This window comes from Streptomyces sp. NPDC012935 (genome assembly GCF_042900345.1).
GTDB lineage: Bacteria > Actinomycetota > Actinomycetes > Streptomycetales > Streptomycetaceae > Streptomyces.
Genome location: NZ_JBIBBC010000073.1, coordinates 1 through 1,425, shown reverse-complemented (window position 1 = coordinate 1,425; position 1,425 = coordinate 1). Strand labels below are relative to the sequence as shown.

General features: G+C 74.9%; 1 protein-coding gene. It reads left to right on the top strand.

Going from position 1 to position 1,425, the window contains the following annotated elements; all coding sequences use genetic code 11:
- Window positions 1–1,302 (top strand): formimidoylglutamate deiminase (locus ACFY5C_RS41530; RefSeq protein ID WP_389455278.1); only part of this gene is annotated, 1,302 nt, incomplete at its 5' end.
- Window positions 1,303–1,425: the final 123 nt, after the last annotated feature.

The following is a 1,425-nucleotide window of genomic DNA, read 5'->3' as shown; positions in this document are numbered from 1 at the left end:
CTCGACACGCACGTCGAGCCGGGCGTCGCCCTGGATGTGGCCGACGGCCGCGTCACCGCCGTCCGCACCGCCGTCCCCACCCCGCCGCCCGGCGCCGAGGTCCTGCGCGGACTGACCCTGCCCGGCCTCGCCAACGCGCACAGCCACGCCTTCCACCGCGCCCTGCGCGGCACCGTCCAGGTCGGCTCCGGGACCTTCTGGACCTGGCGCGAGGTCATGTACACCATCGCCGAGCGGCTGACCCCGGAGACCTACCACGCGCTGGCCCGCGCCGTGTACGCCGAGATGGCCCTCGCCGGCGTCACCGCGGTCGGCGAGTTCCACTACGTCCACCACGCGCCCGGCGGCACCCCCTACGCCGACCCCAACGCGATGGGCGAGGCCCTGATCGAGGCCGCCGCCGAGGCCGGCATCCGGATCACCCTCCTCGACACGGCCTACCTCTCCTCCGGCTTCGGCCGCCCGCCCACCGCCCACCAGCTGCGCTTCTCCGACGGGGACGCCGACGCCTGGGCCGAACGCTGTTCACTTCTCAAGGAACACGATCACGCGCGGATCGGCGCGGCCGTCCACTCCGTGCGGGCCGTGCCCGCCGACCAGCTGGCGACGGTCGCCCGCTGGGCCGAGGAGCGGCGCGCCCCGCTCCATGTGCACCTGTCCGAGCAGACCGCCGAGAACGACGCCTGCCGCGAGGCCCACGGCTGCACCCCCACCCAGCTGCTGGCCCTGCACGGCGTGCTCGGCCCGCGCACCACCGGTGTGCACAACACCCACCTGACGCCCGAGGACATCTCCCTCATCGGCGGCAGCGGCACCGGCACCTGCATGTGCCCCACCACCGAGCGTGACCTCGCCGACGGCATCGGACCGGCCGCCGCCCTCCAGAACGAGGGCTCACCGCTGTCCCTCGGCTCCGACAGCCACGCCGTCATCGACCTGCTCGAAGAGGCCCGCGCCCTGGAGCTGAACGAGCGGCTGCGCACCCGCACCCGCGGCCACTGGACGGCGTCCGCCCTGCTGCGGGCCGCCTCCGCCGACGGTCATGCCGCCCTCGGCTGGGACGGGGCGGGCACGCTCGAGCCCGGTGCGCTCGCCGACTTCACGACCGTCGCGCTGGACTCCGTCAGGACGGCAGGGCCGCTTCCGCGGCTCGGGGCCGAGACGGCCGTATTCGCCGCGTCGGCAGCGGACGTGTCGCATACGGTCGTGGCCGGCCGGCACGTCGTCCGGGACGGAGTCCACACCCTGGTGCCGGACGTGCCGCGAGCCCTCGCGGACGCCGTGGCCGCCCTGCGCGGATGACCCCGGGCCGCTCCGCCCCCCACCCCACCGCCGAGAAGGCAACCAAGGACGCCATGAGCAACGCGACGACCGTCAGCCCCGCCCACTCAGCGAGCACCGCCAGCACGCTCATCACCAACATCG